Below are 22,934 nucleotides of genomic sequence, written 5' to 3' on the forward strand. Positions count from 1 at the left end.
CCTTATATATTCATTCTCAAAACTAGTTTAAATAGCGTAGTCTTTTCAACTAGTTTTGTGAATCCAAAAAATCTTCCTATTTAATAAGAAGATTTTTTTATTATTCTAATTTTTTCTACGTACTGTTACAAGTCCAAATGTTCCAAGAATGGCACCAAGTACCAACATTGCAACACTTGATGACTCTCCTGTATTTGGTAAAGTTTTTGCTTTTTCTACTCGTGAGTAACTCATTTTTTCGTTTTCTACTGATTTAACAGCAGGCGCTGAGTATGTTTCACGTTTTTCCTTCACAACAACATTTCCTTGAGCATCCAAAGTCACTTCTTTACCAGTTGCAAGAGCTTTTTGCAATTCGTCAACATTAACTTCAGGAAGTGCTTCAGCAGTTGGGGCAACTTTTGGTACAGCGATTACTGTTCCGTCAGGCAATTTGGCAACAACGTTTTCTTGCGCTTTCTCTGCAAGGTCAACAAGTGCTTCATATTCTGCTTGCAAGTCTACCAACTTAGCGTGTTCTGTACGATATGCAGACAACAAGTTTTCAAGAGTAGACTGTGCAGTAGTGAGTTCAGCTTTTGCTGTTTCAAGTTTAGCTTCAGCTTTTGCTTTCATATCTTTAGCAGTTGCTAGTTTAGCAGGTGCGTCCAAATATGCTTGCAATTTTTCAGCCAATTTCTTAGCTTCTTTAACAAGAGCATCTTTTTCTTCAAGAAGTTTAGCACTTTGTTTGTTCAAAGCGTTTACTTTATCTTCTTGAGCTTTTAGTTTAGCTGAAGCATCTGCAAGAGCTTGTGACGCAGTTGTTTGAACAGCTTTAGCTCCTTCAAGTTCTGTTTGAGCTTCTGCAAGAGTAGCTTTCTTGTCAACTAGACTTGCTGAGAAGTTAGCGATTGCTTCATTTGCTTTAGCTTCACGAGTTTTAGCATTTTCAAGAGCAATTTCTGCTAAACGTAGGTTGTTTTCAGCAACTTGGGCTTGAAGTGGTGTAGCCATTGCATCCGCAAGGACTTTTTCAGCGTCAGTTTTCAAGCTGAGTGCACTTGCGTAATCAGTTGAAGCTTTTGTCAAAGCATTTTTAGCATTTTCTGATGCAGTTTTAGCTTGTTCAACATTTGATTTTGCTGTTGCGACAGCTTTTTCGAGAGATGCTGTATCGGTTTCGTCTTTGATGACGTTTCCACCAACTAAATCAAGAGTTGAAATGATGTGTAAACGTCCGTCTACGTTAGCTGTAGCAATTCCAACAGTGTTGTTAACAAAGTTGTTATGTGAGTGTCCCCACTTAGAAGATGCATCAGCAAATGTTTGTCCCATGATTGCATCATATACTTTTTGTTTAAGTTCGTACATGGTCATAGATTTTGTTTCATTTGCAAGTGAAATGTTTTCACCATGGTAAGCACCATTGATGTGTCCAGCTTTGTTTACTGCGATTCCACGTTTTACGTATTTTTTAGCTTGTTCACGAGCGATACGAAGGTCAGAGTCTGTTACAGTGACTTCGTTCAATCCAAATTGTTTGTGGATTTCAGTCAATACTTTTGAAGCGTATAAGCTGATTTCTTTTTGTTGCTCATCAGTTAAATTGTCCAATTCAACAATCTTGTTCTTATCAGCTTCACTGATTTTTGTTGAAGAGTTTTCAATAACAGTTGCGCCAGAGTCAGTCATGAAGTCTGAGTCGCCTTCGGCTTTATCTTTCTTGAACTGAGTTAAGTCTGCGATTGTTACTGTATCATTACCAGTATTTGTATTTGCCAATTTATCTTGAGCAGATTTTAGTTCAGCTTGAGCTGATTGCAATTTGCTTTCAACTGAGTCAGCATGTTCTGTAGCGCTTGCAAGTTTTTCTTTAGCCAATTTGACAGCATCATTTTTAGTATTGACATCTGTTTCAGCTGATTTGATAGCTTGGTCGCGGTCTGCATCTGCTTTTGTTGCATTTTTGAACGCAGTTTGTGCGTCAGCGACTGTATCTTCAGCGTCTTTGACATCTTTTTGAGCGTCTTTCAAGTCTTTTTGAGCAGACGCAAGTCCAGTTCCGTCAAGAGCAGATTGTGCGCTTGCAAGGGCTTGTTCAGCTGTTTGGACATCTTTGTTAGCTTGGTCAAGATTAGCTTGAGCACTTGCCACGTCTGATTGTTCTTCTGCAAGAGCTTTACTTTCAGCTTTGATTTGTTCATTTGTAGCTTCAGTTGCTTTTTGGTTAGCAGTTTGAGCTTCAACATTCTTAGCTTGAGCTTCTTTGACTTGAGTAACTTTTTCATATGATGCTTGAGCAGTAGTTGCTTGTGCATTCTTGACAGCTTGTGTAGCTGTAGCTACTTCTTTTTCAGTTGAAGCAACAGTCGCTTCTTTTGCTTTAACATCAGTTTTAGCTGTGTCAATCTTAGTTTCAGCATATTTTACAACAGCTTTTTGAGCGTCAAGAGCAGGTTTCACTGTAGAAGGCGCAGGAACTTCAGTTTTCTCAACTGGTTTCACTTGTGACTTAGCAACAAGAGCAGGTTCATTGACAGCAGTGTTAGAAGATACTGGAGTCGCTTGAGCTTCTTGAGCAAATGCAGTTCCACCAACTGATGCAAGCGCAATAGCTGTTGAAGTTGTGAGGGTTTGCAGTTTTTTCATCATTTTCTCCTTGTAAGAGCTAATAGGATTGGTTTGACTGTTAAGTCAAACCATGATATATGTAGTATATCATGCAATTTTATATATTTTATAGCACTATTTTAACACATTTTTAGTTTGTAGACAATATTTTGACAAAAATTTGTTTGTATATGGGTTATTTTACAGTTGTCTTCCTTGTATCATGGTATTGAAACGAGGTAGCTTATGAAATCAATTCACTTACAAAAGTATATCGGACAACGAATACGAATCATACGTAAAGAAAAAAATTTAAGTCAGCAAAATCTCAGCGAAAAAGCTGGTGTGGGCATAGATTATATTTCCAACCTTGAAACCAAGGGGTCAAATATAAAGATTGATACACTAGAAAAGATTATCACAGCTCTTAATATCACACCATCAGAGCTATTTGAAAGCCGTATAACCCCCCAAAACCCACATCTAGAGTTATTAGCTGACCAATTAACTCAACTTCCACAAACGAGTCAAGAACAGCTTTTAGAAGCCTTCCAATTACTAATAAAAACCGTGAAAGAAAAACCAAACCGCTAAGAAAGAATCCTAGCGGTTTATTTTTATCCCAAAATTATCCTCTAAATTGCTTAGAAAATTCTCTCTCCAAAAAGAGTCATTTATATTCTTGTAAAATTCGACTAAATATCGTTTAAACAAAATTTCAGTTATAACTCTATTTTTATTTTGTTCTTCAATCTCTTCTTTATACTTGTTAATCTGATACTTTTCAAATTCATATATTTTATTACCAAGAGAAGAAATCACGTTCTTGTTTACTTGCTTCATATAAAATTTTTTAAACTTACTAACAGATTCTTCCATTTCAAAAGATAATGTAAATTCTTGATTCTTTAAATTATTATAAAATTCTTCTACTTCTTCTAATCTACTATTGTAAGAATCCAATGACAATTCTGGTGCTACAGACTGTAATATTTCTGTACGCCCCCTAACATCCTCTAATAGTTCACCTACTTTTTCAGCTTGTTCAATGCATAATTTCTGATTTTCAAACCAATCTTCTTTTAATCTTCGTTCAAATTCTTCTAATAAAGTAATTATAGTTAACTCAAAATTAGTCTCCAACATTTCTTCATTCAATAGTTGCTTAATTGTTGAACTAGTACGTGGCTGAATACGAAAAATTTTAATCGGTAGTTGACGTCTTTCAATCTCCAACTTTAATGAGAAAAGATAATCTTCATTCATTAAATATGCAGGTTTCCCAGAATTTTTAAATTCTTCTCTAATTTTGGCTTCTGGTGTTTTCAAACCTTGCCGTTGTAATTGCTTCACTAGCTTATCTTCTTTTTTATAGAGACTATCCCAACTCGAGAAAATTTTGGGATTTTTCCCAAATTTTGGAAATACATACAAAGTATCAGCAACTTCTTTTTCTTTGAACTTTATGTATGTTTCTATTTTTTGTTCTCCCTCTGAAAGTTGCCTATATTTCCCTAGTACATCTTTTTTCAAAATATCACGAATTTGTTTTTCAGTTATATCCATATAAAATTCTTTTTCTATTCTACCACTAGGATAACTTCTAATATATTCCAAAGCTTCTTTTACATTATAATATTTTTCTTTCAATATAATGTCCTCCTTATCGCTATTTTCAGCTTATCAAATAAAATTTCTTAATGCAAATTTTTTTATTTTCCCTTTTGGTGCATTTGACGACTGGAATTTTTAATCATGATACACTTGGAATGTAAATAACGAACGTTCAAATATTTACAAAAAATTTAATAATAGAAACTAGCTTTAAGCTAGTATAGGAGTCTTATCATGACAAAAAATGATAATTTACTACAAAGTGGATTGTTTGGAAGCAATTCAAAACAATCAGAAGGTTCAATTGTAAATGACCGTCGCACTGCCCCAATGCTCACAAACATCTCAACTTGCGTAGCTGTTAGTGTTACAGAGCCAAAACCATTTTTCCCAATTATTGGGTTCGAAAAAAATCAAAATGGTAAAAATGCTCCAGTCTTTTCTGAACAGTCAATCGGATACGAAGTGTTCCTTTCAATGCCTCGCGATGACGGTTCGGTTAAACTGATTAGCCTTGTTGTCCCTACGCTGGAAATTGCGAACAAGATTCAATTTAGATATTTGTATCAGTTAGTCAATGCACGGGGACATTACAAATATAAAAGTTTCGATGTCATCGAAGTTTGGGCTGAAGATGTTACTGAAGTTAGATTGAAGTAGTGAGGAAATAGATATGAAAGATATTTCTAAAGAATTGGATGATTTAACCGCTTTTGACCTTCCTATCGAACTTCGTAGAATTTTAGCAAGATACATTAATTCTGAAGTCCAAGGGCGAGTTTCATCTTTTATTAACTTGAGTTTGGTTTACTCAAACGGTCGTTACACTGATTTCATTCGTACATACATGTTTTTTGAACTTATGCGCCGTAAGCTATTAAATGAAATGGAAGAGATTTGTAGGTATTTATGATTAGATACAGGTTAAATAAAAATACAGGTCATTTAAGTCCAGCTTTTCCCAATATTGTAACTCTACTCCAAGTTCTTGGAGTTGGGTTACTATCTTTTGGGATTGTTGTTAGGTGGTTAGTATTTAAAGGAACAGAGATTGGTATTTTTAGAAGTGAAGCACAGCTTGGTTTGAATTTAATAGTGATTGGAATAGCTGTCTTGCTTTTGACGAATATTGTTTTACTGGTTCGGTTTGTTTTGAGACTATCAAAAATTGGCTCACTATCTCTGTATCATCAATTAAGATTGATAGAACGACAGACACACAAGGCGTTATTGGATTCAGCAACGGCGAATCGTAAAGTTGGTAGCAAATTCATCGATGTTAGTAAAGCGCATGCGAGCTTCGATAAGCTAAGCAGGCGCATAAGGGTTAAAATCAAAAAATTAGCTGACCAGACTAATGAAGATTTAGAAAAGTTTGCGGAAATGTTATCAGCGTGCTTAGTAGGGAAAAATCGTTCACTCATTGTTTTAGATTATTGGTTAAGTGAAGATAATACAGAATTTATCTATTTATTAGATGATATTGTAGAAGCTAAGGCAAGACAGCTCAAACCCAAAAAGATAACTGAATTAAGACCAGACAATGATTTTGAAATTATAGTTGAAAAAGGTTTGACATTCTCAATGCTAAAAAATTGCCATGCATTAATTGTTGGAAACACATCCAGTTCTAAAACAACTTTCTTGAAATCATTACTCACTCAAATTTTTATGTTTGATTCAGAAGTTGATTTAACAATTTTGGATGTAAAATCTGAGTTCAGTTCTTGGACTTTTCTTCAAAAAGGTGTGATTTTATCTGATAGTGATGAAATTTTAGCGTACTTTGAAGAGTTATTAGAATTAGTTATGAAACGTGAAAAAGAAATTGCGAAATTGTCAGCACGTGATGATATTACTGGCGCAACTTTTGTGAGTTTCGATAAAGAGATGAAAATGAAGCTGTGTCTTATCGAAGAGTATTCAGCTATGTTGTCAAGTATAACTGATACCAAAATGAGAAAAAGAGTTCAAGATTTGGTCTTATCTATCGTTTCGCGTTCTCGCTCTAGTGGTGTTTATATGTGTATCTGCATGCAACAACCAAGGGCAGAGTTGCTTTCAACAGCAATACGAGATAATTTAGGTGTTCGTATTTGTTTATCAAACGGTTCCATAACAGACGAATTGGCTCGCATGGTATTTGGAGAAACAGACAATATTGATAACAATGCGCCCAGATTTTCTGGTTATATCATGACAAACGATGGACAGTTCAGCAAACCTAGACGATTTTGGAATATTAATCTACACGAACACGGTTTGGAAAAGATTAGTACATTTAAAAGAGCATTCTTATACGGTCAACGATTAAGAAAAAAGGATAAATAATGGGGTACTAGCATTTATGGGGGTCGAGTAATGACCCCCATCCCACCCCTTATGGGGTCAACGACAAAACAATTAAGAAGGAGATATTTTACTATGATTTTATGCGATGTTGATGAAATTGCATTCGTTTTTTTACCAGAATATAATGAAATGATGTCAAATTATGAGGCATTTGCTTTGGATATTTGTTCAAAAATTGATGAATTATTGGAATTAGAAAAGTACACAGTTAATTACAAGTTAAATGAAAAAGGATTTGCAGGATACAATTATATTATCAATTTTGATGAATTTGAAATTTTGTTATGTTTTAACACTGACAGCCCACGAATGGGGGTGCTTCTCAAATTCTCAGGTCAAGGTTTAAAACATTACATGAAACGAAGGGAAGAAGATAATCAAAAAATTTCGTATCGTCAATTAGTTCAAAAATTTTTTGAATTAGAAAATTATTTTAGCGGTAGTTGTAGAGTTTCAAAAATTGATTTTGCGATTGATTTTATAGATGAAGGTTTGAAAGTGAATCAGATTCATCAGGAGTTAAACAAGTCAACAATAAAATCAAAATACGTTGACAGTTTTACAAATACAATTAAATTGAGAAAAAATCAGTCAAATATCAGTACGATTAATACAAACAATAGAGTAGAAACAATTTATGTTGGTAGCAAAGCTAACAAAGGAAACTCTCTACTACTACGAATCTATGATAAAAAACTGGAGCAGGAGAAAAAGAAAGGTATCTTTTATGATGAAGCCTTGAAATGTGATGATTGGGTGAGATTTGAAATGTCAATCAGACAGGCTTACGCTAATCAAACTGGCTTAGATATTTTAAAATGTAGAAACGACAAAGAATTGTCCAGCTTAATCTTTCAACGACTCACTGACAAGTATTTATTTTTCAAAAATGATGAATTATGGGATATTTCAAAGGTTATGCTGGAATACGTTTCGACTGATTTTGATTTATTGAGGTCAAAACCACGGCGAAAAAATGATTTATTATCTACCTATATTTACTTATTGAAAAACAGCGGTTTAGAATCATTTCTATACAAGATTGATAAAATTTACGGTAAAGAAGCAATTCAGGAATTTTTCAAGCATGTTTTGATTCATTTCAAAACAAAGTATAAACCCTCTCCAGACACAATCATCTTTTTAAATAATAAAAAAGATGAATTAAAGAAAGAAAAAGAGCCGTGGCGTGTATTCAAGTAAGAGAACGAAAGGAAAATTATATGACAGATAAGATTTTAATCAAAATAGACAATTTAGAAGTAAATCTTCCCAACACACACATTGTAGTTAAAAAGGAAGAGTATCTTAATCTGAAGAAGAAAGCGTCTGCTGGTCAATATATGACTCTAAACGATGTTTTAGAGATGGTCTCAGTATCTCGACCGTGGTTAATAGAAAATGTTCTCTATCGGTCTGATATTCGCTCAAAAATCGATATTGATAAAAACAAAAATGGTTTTGTAAAATATCCTCAAAATCAGGGTGGTAAATATATCTTTCTTGCCTCTAAGACCAGAGATTTTTTTGAACAGCATTTTTCAGAATTATTAAAAGAGAAATGATATAATAACCAAGACGAGTGTCTTGGTTATCTTTTTAAATAGAAAGGATAATCATATGGCGATTTCATATAGGCAAAGAGGTAAAAAGAAAAATTGGGATTATAGAATATTTGATAAAAATAAAAAGGTAGTAGCTTCAAACTCAGGCTTCAAAACAAAAAAAGAAGCGATGCTGGAAGCCAGTAAAATTGAATTAGAGTTATTAAACGGTAACGTAATTGATTCAAATATATCTCTCTATCAATTGTGGCAGAAATGGTATAATCTGCAAATAGTTCCTTTAAATAAAAGTCAAGGGACAATTGCACATCATAAACATAGAGGTAAACTTGTTTTAGATTATTTCAAAGATAAATCGGCTACTAACATCAATTTTAGTGAGTATCAAGAATTTATCAACGAATACGCAAAAAGAGTTGGAAAAGATACAGTTCGGCGTTTAAATGCGGAAGTTAGAAAAGTCATTCAATTTGCGAAAAAAGATAAGTTATCAATCATTGATTTTACAGATGGTGTTGTTATTACAGGGCAAGCAAGCCGAAAGATTAAAAAAGAAAAAGCTATCAAGAGTTCAGCTGATTATCATAAATTATTGAAAGAGTTAAAACATAATATTGAACTAAAGTTTAATATTATTGACTATCTTCTCTTTACTCAATTAAAAACTGGCTTGCGTTTCGGTGAGGTGCTAGGGTTGACATGGGATTGTGTTTTGAACAAAACTCAAGAAGTCAAAACGTACAGGCGCTACGACCCGAGAAAGAAAGAATGGCGACCACCCAAAACAGCTACTTCTGTTCGAACTATTCCAATCGATTCAGAAACATTGAATGTTTTAAATCAGTTAAAAGAGATTCAAAGTAGAGATATTGAACAAACAAATATTAAAAATAAAGAAAATCATATTTTTTTTGATTTGTACACTGTTGTTCCTACAAACCACGAAGTAAATAAGCGTTTAAGAGAACATCTCAAGAAGTTGAAACTCAAACCACTCGATTTATCAGCTACAGGTATTAGGCACACGTACGCAAGTATTATGTTAGGCTATGGAATTGATATTTGGGTTATAGCTTCAAACATGGGACATAAAGATATTACACAAATAACTCAAACATATGGTCATTTAATCAAGGAAAAAGAAGAATCAGAAAACAAACGTGTTAGGGAGTTTTTAAGTCAATAATTTTTTCTAACAAAAGTTGACCAAAAATTGACCAAATTCAAAAAAGACCTTGATTTCTCAAGGTCTAGTACTATTATATCAACCCACTACAGTTGACAAAGAGCCACTTATCCTCTCCAGTAAACAAAAAACATCCCTATGCCAAACTTGTAATTACTAAAATACAAGTCAATAAGCATAGAGATGTAAAACTGTTACACATTAAATAATAGAAATTGTGTACGAAATGTCTCAATTAGTTTTCGCTAGTAAATATCATTTCCAACAAACGCCCTCTCAATTCCTTATCCTGATGATGCAAGATATTCATTAACTCATGAGAGTTTTTCGCATTGATGGATTGATTTAACAATCTATCTTTTAATTCATATGGAAGAGAAGCCGTCTTTAGTAGTCTAAAAACTTCATCATTTAGATATGGCATTTTATTTTCTTTGCATTCAAATCTAGCTGTATCATTCTTATTTGGCAATTCAATGATAGACACATTCGTTCCTTTAAAATGAATTCTATGCCTTCTATTGCTTGGAACGATACTAGAATCTCCTTGCAATGCTAACTCTACCATTCCCATTTCCCAATCAATTGATAATCTTGTTTTATATCTTTGACCATTTTGGTCTTCAATCATTTCAAAAGAATGTTGTTTGCCTGGGAATACATACCAATCTACAACTTCAGGTAAATCAACACCCATATCTATCTCAGAACCAACCAAGGGAATAATTGCACCACTTTTTGCAAACACAGGAATAGTCGAAATGTCCCTATAAACACTTAAGTTCACACCACCTATGTATTTTTTCTCTGAAAAGAAGTCATACCATTCACCTTCAGGGAACCATACATCTACTTTTGCAGATTGAAATGCCAAATCCATCTTTTCTACAATGGGAGCCACCATCAATTCTGTTCCAAAAAAGTATTGGTTTGGAACATTATAGCTCTCATCATTCTCTGGGTAGAAATAGTACATTGGGCTGATTAACGGGGCGCCTTCCTCATGTGTCTTTACATTCATAGTATATAGATATGGAATCATCTGATGTCTCAAACGAAGGTATTTCTTCATAATCTTAGATGTTGTTTCTGAAAAAAACCAAGGTTCTTTACTATTGAAGGGACTTCTAGAACTATGTAATCGAGTAATCGGACTAAAAACCCCAAACTGTAGCCATCTAGTTTGTAGCTCTTCGTCATAATCCCCCAACATATGTCCACCGATATCATGGCTCCACCAACTATAACCGATATTTGATGCTGTCGCTGTAAAATAAGGTTGAAATCTTAAGGAATTCCAACTAATAATAGTGTCCCCTGAAAAACCAACAGGGTAGCGGTGACTACCAGGACCTGCATACCTTGATAAAATTAAGCCACCTTCTGCATTTTTACAACTATCCTGATAATGATAATGGTTTAAAAGCCACAGTGGATCCAACATACCTTGCGTCCCTTGTTGCCAGTCAATCCACCAAAAATCTACTCCCTGCTTTTCTAGCTCATAATGAACATCTTTAAAGTAGGCTTCCCTAAAGGATGGATTAAAAAAATCAAAAATGGCTGGTTCTTCTAGTTCTACATTTAATCCCAATCGTTTGGCGACTCGAGGATAAGCTTCCTCATAAGCCCGTATACCATCAGCAGGGTGGACATTTAAGGAGAGTTTTAACTTTCTATCATGAAGTTGTTGCAATAACTGTTCTGGATTTGGTATTAAGTTTCTATTCCAACTATAGCCTGTCCAACCACTTCCAAAACGAGTTGGAATGTCAGTTATATGCCAATCCATATCTAAAACACCGATAGATAATGGAATTTTCTCTGTTTTAAATCTGTCTATTAAATTCAAGTATTCATCCGACGTATAAGGCCAATACCTACTCCACCAATTGCCTAAAGCATATCTTGGCAACAAGGGTGTTGAACCAGTCAAATGGTAAAAGTCTCTGATTGCTCCTCTATAATCATGCCCATAGGCAAAGAAATAGAGGTCAATTTGATTTTCTCTCTCAATATAACCAGATTGTTCATCCCAAATAAATCCTTGAGAATCATTCAGTAAGGCAATGCCATTTCGACTAATAATTCCATCTTCTAATGGGATTGCGCCGTCTGCCTTATCAAGAGTCCGAGCTGTTCCTTTTAACGTTTCAATAGATTCACCAAAATACCAGCGACTACCATATACGGCAAAATTTCCTTTTAATTCTATAAATAAATTTTCGGCGTTAAATTCTCCTTTATTAAAGTGCAAATGAAAATAGTCCGTCATAATATCTAGTACGTTTGATGTCTCGATATAATCTAACGAAACTTGGCCAAAATCTCTATTATAGATAAGTTGTGTCGTTCTATCCTCAAAACTTCCAGTTTGAGAGTATTCTAACCTTACTAACTTGTCTGTTAATACAGAGATTCGATAAAACTCTCCCTTAAAAATTTTCAATTTGTTTCCCTCCTTTTATGGTAGCATAAAAACAGAACGCACCCTTTTTTGATGCGTTTTTCGTTATTCTGAATGCAATGTTCTATCTGTTATATCTATGATAAATAATAGTCAATTGAAAAAATGTAGTGGACAAAAATAGTTATAGAGGCCAGACAAAACATCTTTTAACCAATCGAGAAGTTATTAAAGAGTTATCCCTTTTCAACTTTTCTAAGCTTATGTAGTTGTGAAACTAACTCCTTTTAAACTATTAACTAGGATAGAATTAATAAATAATTTCAAACTCTTGCTTGCTACCATACGATATTCAAGCTCACGTGCTTTTTACTCATCTCGCTCTTCCTGCTTATTTCTTAGAACTGAAGAAGCTGGATAGGTGTATAAATTGTCCGGATCAATATCGTCATAAGAATCATAACAGTTACGCTTCATTAAGCCATCCCCAGAGCAAGAGCTTCATCTCGCAGTGTTTCAACATCACTAACCGTAGGTCGCCATCCTTCAATCATATTTGTACTTAAAGCATACCAAACACTCTAAAAAACGGATCGGTTTTCAAAAGCTACTCCCATGATTGTCATCTTTTCCTTATCTATATCTAAGGACATATGCTACCTCCTTTAGTTACATTATACCATGTTTCTCAATAGCTTTTAAATATTTTATTTTGTTTATAATATCTAAATTTCAGCACGTTTATCCTATTTTATAAATCTCAAATCCAAATATAAAAGCGCGTTCTTTTTACTTTTTTACTAATGATGCTGAGTAAAAACTTAACTTCAGGGGAAAATGAAGTAAGACTAGACAAAAATCAAATACCAAACTCAAAAACTGATCTCATACAATTCCAACTACTGATTTTAGACTGAAGATAATACTAGAATGCCAATTAATATTTTTACAATAAAGAGCTGACAACTTATATTGCTTTTGATTTCTTAAGAGTATAAAAAGAAACAATAAGGTAAACTTTCGAGTGATTTGAAACGTTGATAGTATCGTATTGATTAACGTTTTGAGGCAACTGGTCTTGTCCGGTTGCAGCCACATTTGTAAGCGACTAAAGTCGCAACAACTGTGTCAATTGCACCAATTTATCAAGAAAGTACAAAAAAGAACACCCCGAAAGGTGCTCTTTGTAAGTATAGTAATTCTTTCGAATTAACGTTTACTAAATTGTGATGCTTTACGAGCTTTCTTAAGACCTGGTTGGGGCATCACTTATTTTATCCAATTTCAAAATGCTTTAAAATCAACTTTTTCACGAATTTCAAAAAGATAGAATTTCAACTAATTTTAATCAATTTCATCAAAATAAGGTAAACTTTCAATCAAAACAAGCTAAAATCGAACCAGAATATCAAAAGTTTACCTTATTTGGTTTTTACAGATATTAACTAGGGATTTACTACACGGCAATCGACAGTAGAAGCCTTCATTTTATTTGATTTTTGAAATTGAAAAATTTCACTACTTCGTGGTACAAAGCAATCGAATCTCTACATTTTTCTCTACACTTTTTAGATAATAAAAGTAAGACAGGAGTTTTACGTCCCAACGCCAATCCGTGGCGCTACCTAAATAACGGTGTCTTACGTATTTATTTTATTACATTCAAAAATAAAAGTCAATTATAAATTTTGCTTTTTTCTCTTCATTCCTGCTGCAATTCTAGATAATTCCACTGCAACTTCTTTCCCTAACATCGCTAATTCAATATAAGAATCAAAATCTATCAATTTAGGATGACTGCTATCATAAGTTGCTAAATCATGAACAATCTCATTCCTAAGTTGCTTAAATTGATATATTTTATTTTCACTAGTTGATTTATCTCTACTAAGTTTCCAATCATCATAAGTTTTTGATGAATCCACAAGCATTATCTGCGAACCTATTAGTCGATAATTTAGATAACTAACAAGCTTCTTCAATTTTTTATCAATTATGCTATCCTTTATCATAATTTGTTCATAAATATATCCTATTTTGTTATCGAGCGACATTCTTTTTGCTGACTTTCCTAAATGTTCAACAATTCTCTTTGTTCTATTCTCGATAATAGCATAAGAACATGAAATTGATTCGATATAAAATCCTTCTTCAATTGCAATATTCATACGCTCTCTCAGGTGATTAACATAATCAGTTTGATTTACCATTTATTATGACCTCCAATAATTCATCCGCAACAACATCTTCAGCGTACTTCCTTATTGCTCTAACATTAGGGAGGGTGTTTAGATGCGATTCAATACAAGCTAATATCTTGTCCTCATCTAGATATTCCTGATACCTTTCAGCTATATATTCAGAGCTAATAATTTTTGAATACGTCAATTTTAAAATCTGCTTTTTCTCATCAATAGATAGTGGAGAAAATTTAACAAAACCATCAAATCGGCTCAATAGTGCTATATCAATATTTTTTTCCATTTCTAAACGACTTTTAAAATTAGAGGTGCAAATAATAATTGAGTTTCTTAAATCTACTTTATAATTTTGGTCTTCATAAATACCTTCATCAAACATTTGAAAGAAGGTGCTATGAAAAAATGCAGGAGCTAAAGCGAACTCATCAAGCAAAATAACATTAGATTCTCTGTTTAATAATGTTTTAGAAAATGAGTCTTCGCTATGGTTTGTTGATTTAAAATATTTTACACTTGATTCACCACCAACCATCGACATTTGTTCTCTAATAATATTATTATTCCCATATAGTGTAGTTGATAGTTGATTTGCTGTTTCAGTTTTTCCGATTCCTGGTTCACCATAAAACATTAATACTAGTGGTTTTGCATTCGTACGCACCAACTGAGTAACCAATTTCCTTAATAAACTTTTCTTAGCTTTTTCTTGACCAACTATTTTTTCATTTAAATCTTCAGAAATCCTTTTAAGTTGCTCCTCACTAATTTTTGCAAAAGTACTTTGTTCAATATTTAAAAATTCTGATTTAACTTGTTGCTTTAATGAATTAAAGAATTTTTTAGGGGGATTATGAAGATATATTTCTTCAGTTCCTGAATCATTAAAAATTTTGATTAATAAATCAATATTTTCAAAAACTAGGCTCCCAGAAAGCGAGTAGGTATCCATTCTAAAAATACAATTCTTTTTATCTATTAGAGGTTTTATTAGATCAATAATAGTAGAATCTTTAGTCCAATTTATAATAACCTCATTAAATGAAACATAGTTATCTAATTTTGCGACCCTTTCATTAAACTTTTGAACTGGCTCAAAAAAAATATTAAATCTTACCATTACACACCTGCCACTAGAACATCATATATCGGTATTTTCTCATTATTTTGTTCTTCATCAAAGTCAGCTCCTAGTTGTGACTGTCTCTGGTTTGATAATCTATCTATCATTGTATTAAAACTTAAATCAATTAAATCTACTTCTCCAACCTTAATTCCATAAAGTTTGACATCCATCTTGGTTAAGTCACTCAACGTATAATTATTACGTAGACCCGATATATTGAATCTGAAAACACTTTCATTATTCTCGGAACTAATTCCCTTAATTTCATAATATCCAGAAAGTCGGTCCAAAGTTCGTTCAATATTCTTTATTTCAATACCTTTAAAATTATTTTTATCATCATCTGTAATACTATTCATTTTAGTAATATCACTAATCATATCGAGAACAGGAGTGATGTTACGGTAAAAAGCGGGAGAGTCTTTTTCAATAAAAAGTTTAACATTATCTATACGTTCCACTTTTGAAGAACCTTTTTTATTGGTCACAAACTTTTTAAAGTTACTTAGCAATGTAGAGGTAATCTGTGATTCTACTACACCGCTTCGTTGATATGAAGCATTTCCAGAGAGTCCTATTTTAAATCGAGTAAAGAAATTCATACCAACCTTTCCCTCGGCATCTACCTCAACCATATTTTCGGACACACGTTTTATGATATCAGATTGTATCCCATTTTGATGTAATTCTAAAAAATCAAAAACAGCTTGCTCATCAAGATAAACAATTTTCCCAGCAAAAAAATCAGCCATTACTTCCTCCTTGTTACTATATATTCAGACTATTTAATAATCATATTATACCAGAATATCAAAAGTTTACCTTATATAAAATCTTTATCTATGTATAGTCTAATCTATAAAGAAAAAAGTAAAATAGAAAAAGCGAAGTAGATTATCTTTCTATTCTATAAAAAATAATCTACTTCGCTTCATTTGTTAATCCAAATGATTATAATTTAGAATGATTTTGTTCCCAAAAACTATTTGGGTCTTCTCCGACATAATCAAATTCATCAGTATCGGGTTCAATACCTATTACTACAAGAGGAACCGCTGGTGTATTTCTGCCTGCTCTATAAACATTATAGACCTCTTTTTCATAGCAAGCTACTCCAACATCCATTTTAGTTTGTAAAGCCTTAGTAGGTAGTATCTCAATTCCAACATCAATATCATTTGAAATGTAAAAAGCCATATGTTTAACAAATAAGTCATATGCTACAAATGAATACTTACCAAATTGAACTTCAACTGCTATATTGTCTTTTAAAAAGTCAGTTTGATTAAATCCTTTAAAAGCAATTCTACCTCTGGATTCAATCTCACTCTTCTGCTCTTCTTGACTATAACTCAAAGTTTCCCTAGCTAATTCTTCGTCTGGAGTGAAATAATAAGATTTCTTGTGATCTTTCCAACCCTTAGGAAGTAAATAATCTTTAAAGGCGTTATTTATTCCTTTTTGATCATAGATAACATTTCCATCTGAAGCTTTGGCTTTTGATACTTTTTTATACCTATCAGCATCTACACTTTTAATCGATTCTTCAATCTCCTTCCAAAGCTCTCTTTTATGAACTAACAGAAATTCCAATCCGTTCAAATGTGAATAAATATATCTAATTTTCATTACTATAAACTCCAGACTCTTTCCATTCCTCAGGGATGCTAGCTACTTTATCTTTTTTAGGTTTATAGACTGGTTTAGTAATTGGTCTTATTTTCAATTCATTTCGTCTTAACAGTTCCAGTCTATTTTTTGCAATATCATTATATTTTTCCGACAAATCTACACTGATCCCTATACGGCTATTTTTTACGGCGCTAATTAGTGTTGACCCACTTCCACCAAATGGATCTAAAACTACCCCACCTTCATTGCTTAAAGCTAGAACAAGTCTATCGACTAACTCAATCGGAAATTGTGCAGGGTGTTCAGTCTTTTCAACATGATTAGATTTAACATTTACAATGTTCCATACTTCTTCTTCCCAGTCTTTAACAACAATATCCCATACATCTTCTGGATTCTTTCCCTTAGGATTCCCTGATAGTTCACCTTTCTTTGATCCTTTATAGTGACGTTTCCCTGGATACTTAGAAGGAATTCTGACGTCATCTAAATTAAAAATATAATCATCTCCCTTAGAAAACCACAGAATAGTTTCATATCTACCACTAAATCTCATTCTAGCATGAAGTCCATGGCCAAAACGCCAAATAATTCTATTTCTGAGTTTAAAACCAACATCTTTAAAAATTGGATAGAAAAGAATATCTAGAGGGATCACTTCTTTATTATCAATATAATTACCAGTTTCCCAAGCAATATTTCCAGAAGGCTTTAAAACTCGAAACATCTCGGCAACCAGTTCCTTATAGAAAGCAAGATAATCTTCTATAGACACCCTGTCCTCATACTCTTTTCCTACATTATAGGGTGGAGATGAAACTATTAAATCTATACTTTCAGATTTAAGTTGTTTTAAAAATTCTAAACTATCTCCAGTAATAATCTTACTCTTAGTAGCATATTCTTCAATATTTTTCAAATCCATATACCTCTTAGTTATTATTGCTCTCTCTATTATAACAAAAAATTTACAATCTAAATCATAAGTACCAATCAATCTAGAATTGTACTTTTTAACTCTGCTGATATGTCAAATGAAATTCCCGTGGTAGTAAATATAGAATCCAATAATATAGACTTCAACCATTCACTATGAAATATTTTGTTTAATTCTTTATCAAGTTTAAGATTTAATTCTTCAATTTTTCTTGTTAATTCAAAATAGTTGTATTCCGATTTTCCTTTAAACAATGGCTTACTATTGTATCCCGTTATTTTTTTTACATTATGAATATCACTAAAGAGATGAACTCTAAAAGAGGCATAATATCCTAACCAATACGTGTACAAGCCTTTGTAATTATTAGGATTGCTAGCTATAGCTTCCGAAAGATATCTCTTCTGTGGTTCTATAAAATTTATTTCATGAAAGTAATCTTCAAAAAAAGTATCTTCGTTAACTAGTTTTAATGCTCCATTCTTGTATAGAAAGTACTTTATAATAGCTTTTTCAATCTTCAACATTTTTTTATTTTCAAAAATAACGCTAAATCTAGCCTTTTCTTCTTTTCGATTATTTGAATAGGTAGTTTGTTTTTCTAAATACTTTTTTAATAAGTCAACAGCATCATCAATCATTGAACAGTCTTTAAGGTTATGTGCTGATCCATACAGTTCTTCAAGTTCCATGACTTTTTTCTCTTCTCTTAGTTCAAAAAAATTTTTCATACTTGAATGGCTACTCTTATTTTCTAAATAAAGTTTATAGAGTACCCACTTATAGAAAGCTGGGATATCTGTATCAGAAACTTTATTTGCTGCTATCAACGACTTTTTCAAATTTAATAAAAACTTATATTCAACAAAAGCTTCCGTGTAAGTTCGAAGATAGGAAATTTCTCTTTTAATGAATTTGAAACTCCTCTTATCACAATCATTTTTAAATGAATGCTCAGAACCTAAAAAAAATTTTAAAAAACTTGTCATAATCACTTTCCTATAGAATATCCTAATTTATCTTCTAGTATGGGATATATAAAGCAACACATAAATAAAATAGTGTTATTTCAGAAAACTGATTATACACCCCTGTGTTTTAATTATATCATAAAACAAAGATACTGCAGTTCGATGTTTTTTAACTAAAGATGCTATGTCTTCACTCAATCAATATCATAGCAGACTCATTTGTCTATATTGATGCTTATAGAAGCCATGGAGGAAATAATATGGCAAAAATATCAAATCACGAAGAAGTGCTACAAGAAGCAGAGTATAATGAGACTCAAGTAGTTACAAATGTCCGTCAAGGTTACTATAAAAGTAAAGATGGCATTGACCATCTTTGGGTCATTCTCGAGTGTATAGATGAACTCATCTATGCTAACGCAGAAAAACTAGGTATAGATATATACGAGATACGCACTATCTCAGTCAAAGTTAGGAATCCTGATTCCCGAAACTGACTCTCACTTACAGAAAAAACTATTGATGTTAGCTCTGCTACTGTTGTACCTGTGATCAAAAATGACCAGCTTAAAGGTCTAGCTTTAAGCATTGAAAACTCAGAAATTAAAATGAGGTAAAACACATGCATATTTTATCGTTTTATGAGCAAGACCAGATTTTTAATGAAATCTACTCTAAAGAACTGGATGATCTTATCGTTGCTGGAGAAGAATCACTCCGAGGAACAGAAGCTACAACTGAACAATACAGTATAGAAGATTACTTCTTGCCATTGAAATGGCACATAACTTCTTCTCAGAAGATCAACAATGCTAAAATAGAAATTATAAAACAATCACTTTCAACTTGGTATGCATTATATTTTAAAAAAATATACCCATATATGATAAATGTCTACAGTTTAAAAATTATAGACATTTATGCTACTGGTACAAATACTATTGAATTAGTAATTGTTATTGATAGTTCAGAAGCCCGATTACGAAACATAATCTAGTAGTCTGTCAAGTAGTATAATCTATCTGAGATTATACTACTTATTTTTAAGGAGTTTAATTATGAAACTTATATTAAAAATGATTATTCTAGTCTCTCTTTGGTATTTAACTATTTTTATATTGTTGTTGCTAAAAAGAAAAGCTGATTTTTATAGCGGAAAAGTAGTAAAAACAAACAAATTAAAGGTGGCTTCTTTACAAGTTCTGCTATATCAGGTTGAAATGATTCTGCTATTGGCTAAATTTATATTTAATAAAGCTCAAATCTACTTCGAAGAGAAGAATACTCAAAAGAGAAAAATGATAGTCCTCCAAAATATAGTACATCATCTGAACCAGAATTTAAAAACCGAACTTGGTATCAAAATTGTCTCTCCTGCTACTAGTAACGGAATTGATATTTGGATTTATTTAGCAAATAATTTGAAAGATGCAGATAAAACTTTGTTAGAGGACTATTTTTCAGGAGTTTTATCAAAGTATACAGCTGAATTTGCTTTAGATATCCTCATCATAAAACAAAATGCAGGGGCTGGCTGGATAGCTACATTTGATATTAAGCCTGTTGTGGAAGCGACCTACAATCGAATGGCTCGAGCTTCCGAAGTCGTTCAAGAAGAGGAATTTGATGAGGATTTAGATATATGGTAGATACTAGACCATTATTAAAAGTAGGTGGTGGAAAACTAGGTTGGGAGGTTCCTAGTTCTATCATTAACTACTTGATTCTTGGTAATGTTGGTTCAGGAAAATCAGTGATCGCCAAAATGGTTGTTACTGACGTATTTATTACTGCTCACAGAAAAAAAAGAGCGTTACCAATGCTTGTCGTTTCTGAAATCAAACAGGAAGACTGGCTAGAATTTGAAGATAGTCCTAACGTATTTCTAGGCAGGCGAGCTCACAAAGCTATTGAAGCCACCTACAACGAGATGATGCACCGTCAAGAAAATAGGGCTATTGAGAGAACACCATTGATTTTACTTATCGAAGAAGTTACGGTTCTCATGAGTTCACTTGAAGGTAAACAAAAATCAAAGGTTCAAAAGATGCTTAAATCTATCATACTCAGCGGTCGTAGTCGTAAAATCTATTGTTTATTTGTTAGTCAAGATATGTACAGTAGCGATTTAGGAGACAGTAATTTGAGAAACCAATTCGGTGCAGTCTTAGGACTAGGTAATATGGCTTCTCGCTCAGCCGTCGTAAATAATATTTTTGACATTGGACCTGGACAAAAGCTAGAAGCTCTTCCAAACCGTTATGGTTGGTATCAAGAAATAAACGGTAGTCAACCTATAAAAGTTCAAGTTCGGAACGTTCGTGATTTTACTAAAATGAACAAAGTACTTAAGAAGATGCTTGAGCAGTATCAGCCACCAAATGAAAGCGACTCAGAGGGTTAGGGGTGGCAAGCCGAAGTGCTTGTTCATTTTACCAACCCTAACCCTCTGAGGTGCAAACCTGCGGTAGGCAAAATATTTCTAACTTAAATTCTAACTATTCTACGCACGTGTTAGACTGGGCTTGTCAACGGTCTAACACTAGAATAGTTAAAATAATAATTAAAGAATAGTTAAAAAAGAAAGGTAATTATACATGGCAACAAAGAAAAAAGAAGCACTTTTAACCTCGATAACAATTACACAATATTTTGAGACGAAATATTGGAAAAACGGCTGGGATGATGAACTCATTAAATCCGAAAATATCGAAAAAATTCTTGAGGAAATTGTCAGAAGAGTTAGTGAAATAGCAACTGTTTCCGAGGCTTACGCAATAAAACACGACAAGGACACGTCCATCGGTTTTGACAGTGTAACTAGTTCAATAACCTCCAAACTAAAAGAGTCACATATTCACGCTTTACTCAAATTTGAGAAAGGGGCAACACTAACTGATTTAGCTGTAAAAATCGGATTAGAACCTCAGTATCTTGAGAAAGCTAAATCTGGTAGATATGGCTACGATAACTTGTTAGCTTATTTAATTCATGCAAAAGATAAAGACAAATATCAATACACTCCTGACGAAGTATTCACTCTGAAAGGTAAAGACTACTTAGAAGTTTATCACGAAAGACATCTAAGCTGGCTTAAAGGAAAAGCAAAAAAAGAGGTAAAACAAACCTACAAAGATATTGATTTGCTAATCGATAACATTCTAAACGGAACCATTACCAAAAAGGAAATGCTTCTGAATAAAGACTTTCACATGCTTTATGCAGTCCACAAAACTAAGATAAACGATACCTTTCGTACCATTGGAGAAATCAAAGGAACTATGACACAGCATGAACTAGAAAACAAGAAATTCAAGAAAACAATCCTATTCATACACGGTGCCTCTGGGCTTGGCAAGTCAACATTTGGAAAAGAGATAGCAAAAAGTCTTATTCAGTTAGCAAAACTGAATGATCAAAACTGGCAATCAGTCTTGACCGCAGGCACTAACATGTTTGATGAAGTAAACGGAGAAGAAATCCTACTACTTGATGATGTTCGAGGAGATAGCTTAACCGCTTCGGACTGGCTGAAACTATTAGACCCCTATAATATTAGTCCTATCTCAGCACGTTATCAAAATAGATTAGGTGCTTCTAAAGTCATTATAATCACAAGTTCTAAACATCCTTTGACTTTCTTCTACCATGCTAAAGGAAACACTAACGAAGATTTATCACAATACATTAGAAGAATCGCTCATCTAGTAACCTTAAGGGGAAATAGTGACTACATTACTTTCCATGAATCACAACCTAAACGAACTATAGACAGAGTTGTGAAAATTCCAGGCACTGACCAAACGACATCATTATCATACGATTTCACACCTGATAACGAAGTGGCAAGTAAAGAAGAATTGCTATCCATGTTAGTATCTATAGTTGGACTATATAATAAATGGAAGCACTGGGATTATAACAAAATAAAAACCCCATCCGAAACTTTGGCGAGCGAGGACGAGGTTACAGATAATCAAGAAAAGTAAACAGGGTATCTCTTGATACCTCTATTATACTATACATTGGAGGAATACATGCAAGTCATTTTACCAGACGAACAAGTTCAACAAATTCAGCACCTACTTGCTGAACTTATCACAAAAGAAATTGAAAAGAAGCTACACCATAGTAACCTTGAAAGCCCATTTTTAAACAAACAGCAGGCTTGCCACTACTTGGGTATCTCAAACAATACTCTAGATAGTTGGATCAAGAAAGGACTGCCTACAATAAAAATAGGCAAGACTATACGATTTAATAAAGAAGCCATTAATTCATGGCTTTACTCACAAAACTAGAAATATCTATATTTTTGTTTTATAATAGTCATGATATTTTCTGGTTCGATACA

At 33.0% G+C, this 22,934-nt stretch carries 22 protein-coding genes; 13 read left to right on the forward strand and 9 right to left on the reverse strand.

Translation table 11 applies throughout. The features are described from left to right. Positions 1–105 precede the first annotated feature (105 nt). Positions 106–2,631 (reverse strand): SEC10/PgrA surface exclusion domain-containing protein, encoded by a 2,526-nt coding sequence (locus B7699_RS07945; RefSeq protein WP_239822219.1) that lies wholly within the window; start codon positions 2,629–2,631, stop codon positions 106–108. Positions 2,632–2,838: 207 nt separating this feature from the next. Between B7699_RS07945 and B7699_RS07950 the strand changes: the two genes are divergently transcribed. Next, positions 2,839–3,186: a helix-turn-helix domain-containing protein gene (locus B7699_RS07950; RefSeq protein WP_084927881.1), complete on the forward strand. Its 348-nt coding sequence runs from the start codon at positions 2,839–2,841 to the stop codon at positions 3,184–3,186. 9 nt (positions 3,187–3,195) lie between these two features. Here the strand turns inward: B7699_RS07950 and B7699_RS07955 are convergent, their stop codons facing one another. Then, a complete protein-coding gene (locus tag B7699_RS07955; RefSeq protein WP_084927882.1) occupies positions 3,196–4,242 on the reverse strand; it encodes a hypothetical protein in 1,047 nt (348 codons plus the stop codon). 198 nt (positions 4,243–4,440) lie between these two features. Here B7699_RS07955 and B7699_RS07960 point away from each other — a divergent pair, with 198 nt between their 5' ends. The 6 genes from B7699_RS07960 to B7699_RS07985 all read left to right on the forward strand — a co-directional run bounded on the left by B7699_RS07960 (position 4,441) and on the right by B7699_RS07985 (position 9,309). Continuing rightward, positions 4,441–4,866, forward strand: coding sequence for a hypothetical protein (locus B7699_RS07960; protein WP_084927883.1), 426 nt, complete (start codon positions 4,441–4,443; stop codon positions 4,864–4,866). Between the two features lie 13 nt (positions 4,867–4,879). After that, complete coding sequence (locus B7699_RS07965) at positions 4,880–5,119, forward strand: hypothetical protein (RefSeq protein ID WP_084927884.1); 240 nt, start codon at positions 4,880–4,882, stop codon at positions 5,117–5,119. Continuing rightward, on the forward strand, positions 5,116–6,537 hold the full coding sequence (locus tag B7699_RS07970) for an FtsK/SpoIIIE domain-containing protein (RefSeq protein WP_084927885.1): 1,422 nt from the start codon (positions 5,116–5,118) through the stop codon (positions 6,535–6,537). Before B7699_RS07965 ends, B7699_RS07970 begins: the two co-directional genes overlap by 4 nt. Positions 6,538–6,630: 93 nt before the next feature. Further along, positions 6,631–7,761 carry a replication initiation factor domain-containing protein gene (locus tag B7699_RS07975; protein ID WP_084927886.1) on the forward strand — a complete coding sequence of 377 codons (1,131 nt, stop codon included), beginning with the start codon at positions 6,631–6,633 and terminating at the stop codon, positions 7,759–7,761. A 20-nt stretch (positions 7,762–7,781) separates the two neighbouring features. Beyond that, complete coding sequence (locus tag B7699_RS07980) at positions 7,782–8,123, forward strand: DUF771 domain-containing protein (RefSeq protein ID WP_084927887.1); 342 nt, start codon at positions 7,782–7,784, stop codon at positions 8,121–8,123. 55 nt (positions 8,124–8,178) lie between these two features. Then, positions 8,179–9,309, forward strand: coding sequence for a site-specific integrase (locus tag B7699_RS07985; protein WP_084927888.1), 1,131 nt, complete (start codon positions 8,179–8,181; stop codon positions 9,307–9,309). A gap of 235 nt (positions 9,310–9,544) precedes the next feature. Here the strand turns inward: B7699_RS07985 and B7699_RS07990 are convergent, their stop codons facing one another. The 7 genes from B7699_RS07990 to B7699_RS08030 form a co-directional block, all read right to left on the reverse strand. Then, positions 9,545–11,758 carry a glycoside hydrolase family 31 protein gene (locus B7699_RS07990; protein WP_084927889.1) on the reverse strand — a complete coding sequence of 738 codons (2,214 nt, stop codon included), beginning with the start codon at positions 11,756–11,758 and terminating at the stop codon, positions 9,545–9,547. A gap of 1,637 nt (positions 11,759–13,395) precedes the next feature. Further along, the gene (locus tag B7699_RS08005; protein ID WP_084927890.1) at positions 13,396–13,926 is read right to left on the reverse strand and encodes a hypothetical protein; all 531 of its coding nucleotides are present in this window, start codon (positions 13,924–13,926) and stop codon (positions 13,396–13,398) included. Next, positions 13,910–15,034, reverse strand: a complete 1,125-nt coding sequence (locus B7699_RS08010) for an AAA family ATPase (protein ID WP_084927891.1) — start codon at positions 15,032–15,034, stop codon at positions 13,910–13,912. The genes B7699_RS08005 and B7699_RS08010 overlap by 17 nt, the downstream gene beginning before the upstream one ends. Beyond that, positions 15,034–15,792 carry a DUF6414 family protein gene (locus B7699_RS08015; RefSeq protein WP_084927892.1) on the reverse strand — a complete coding sequence of 253 codons (759 nt, stop codon included), beginning with the start codon at positions 15,790–15,792 and terminating at the stop codon, positions 15,034–15,036. The genes B7699_RS08010 and B7699_RS08015 overlap by 1 nt, the downstream gene beginning before the upstream one ends. Before the next feature lie 199 nt (positions 15,793–15,991). Then, a complete protein-coding gene (locus B7699_RS08020; protein WP_084927893.1) occupies positions 15,992–16,669 on the reverse strand; it encodes a BglII/BstYI family type II restriction endonuclease in 678 nt (225 codons plus the stop codon). Then, positions 16,659–17,597: a DNA-methyltransferase gene (locus B7699_RS08025; protein ID WP_084927894.1), complete on the reverse strand. Its 939-nt coding sequence runs from the start codon at positions 17,595–17,597 to the stop codon at positions 16,659–16,661. Before B7699_RS08025 ends, B7699_RS08020 begins: the two co-directional genes overlap by 11 nt. A gap of 68 nt (positions 17,598–17,665) precedes the next feature. Further along, complete coding sequence (locus B7699_RS08030; RefSeq protein WP_084927895.1) at positions 17,666–18,598, reverse strand: hypothetical protein; 933 nt, start codon at positions 18,596–18,598, stop codon at positions 17,666–17,668. 242 nt (positions 18,599–18,840) lie between these two features. Here B7699_RS08030 and B7699_RS08035 point away from each other — a divergent pair, with 242 nt between their 5' ends. The 6 genes from B7699_RS08035 (at position 18,841) to B7699_RS08060 (ending at position 22,881) form a co-directional block, all read left to right on the forward strand. Then, entirely contained in the window at positions 18,841–19,077 is a 237-nt protein-coding gene (locus B7699_RS08035) for a hypothetical protein (RefSeq protein ID WP_239822220.1), read from the forward strand. Between the two features lie 125 nt (positions 19,078–19,202). Next, a complete protein-coding gene (locus B7699_RS08040) occupies positions 19,203–19,577 on the forward strand; it encodes a hypothetical protein (protein ID WP_084927896.1) in 375 nt (124 codons plus the stop codon). 61 nt (positions 19,578–19,638) lie between these two features. Continuing rightward, positions 19,639–20,229, forward strand: coding sequence for a hypothetical protein (locus B7699_RS08045; RefSeq protein WP_084927897.1), 591 nt, complete (start codon positions 19,639–19,641; stop codon positions 20,227–20,229). Then, entirely contained in the window at positions 20,223–20,984 is a 762-nt protein-coding gene (locus tag B7699_RS08050; protein WP_084927898.1) for an AAA family ATPase, read from the forward strand. The genes B7699_RS08045 and B7699_RS08050 overlap by 7 nt, the downstream gene beginning before the upstream one ends. A gap of 193 nt (positions 20,985–21,177) precedes the next feature. Continuing rightward, positions 21,178–22,569 (forward strand): Rep family protein, encoded by a 1,392-nt coding sequence (locus tag B7699_RS08055; protein ID WP_084927899.1) that lies wholly within the window; start codon positions 21,178–21,180, stop codon positions 22,567–22,569. Between the two features lie 48 nt (positions 22,570–22,617). Then, the gene (locus tag B7699_RS08060; RefSeq protein WP_049524413.1) at positions 22,618–22,881 is read left to right on the forward strand and encodes a helix-turn-helix domain-containing protein; all 264 of its coding nucleotides are present in this window, start codon (positions 22,618–22,620) and stop codon (positions 22,879–22,881) included. Positions 22,882–22,934: the final 53 nt, after the last annotated feature.

The sequence above is a fragment of the Streptococcus mitis genome (genome assembly GCF_002096835.1).
Classification (GTDB): Bacteria; Bacillota; Bacilli; order Lactobacillales; family Streptococcaceae; genus Streptococcus; species Streptococcus mitis_W.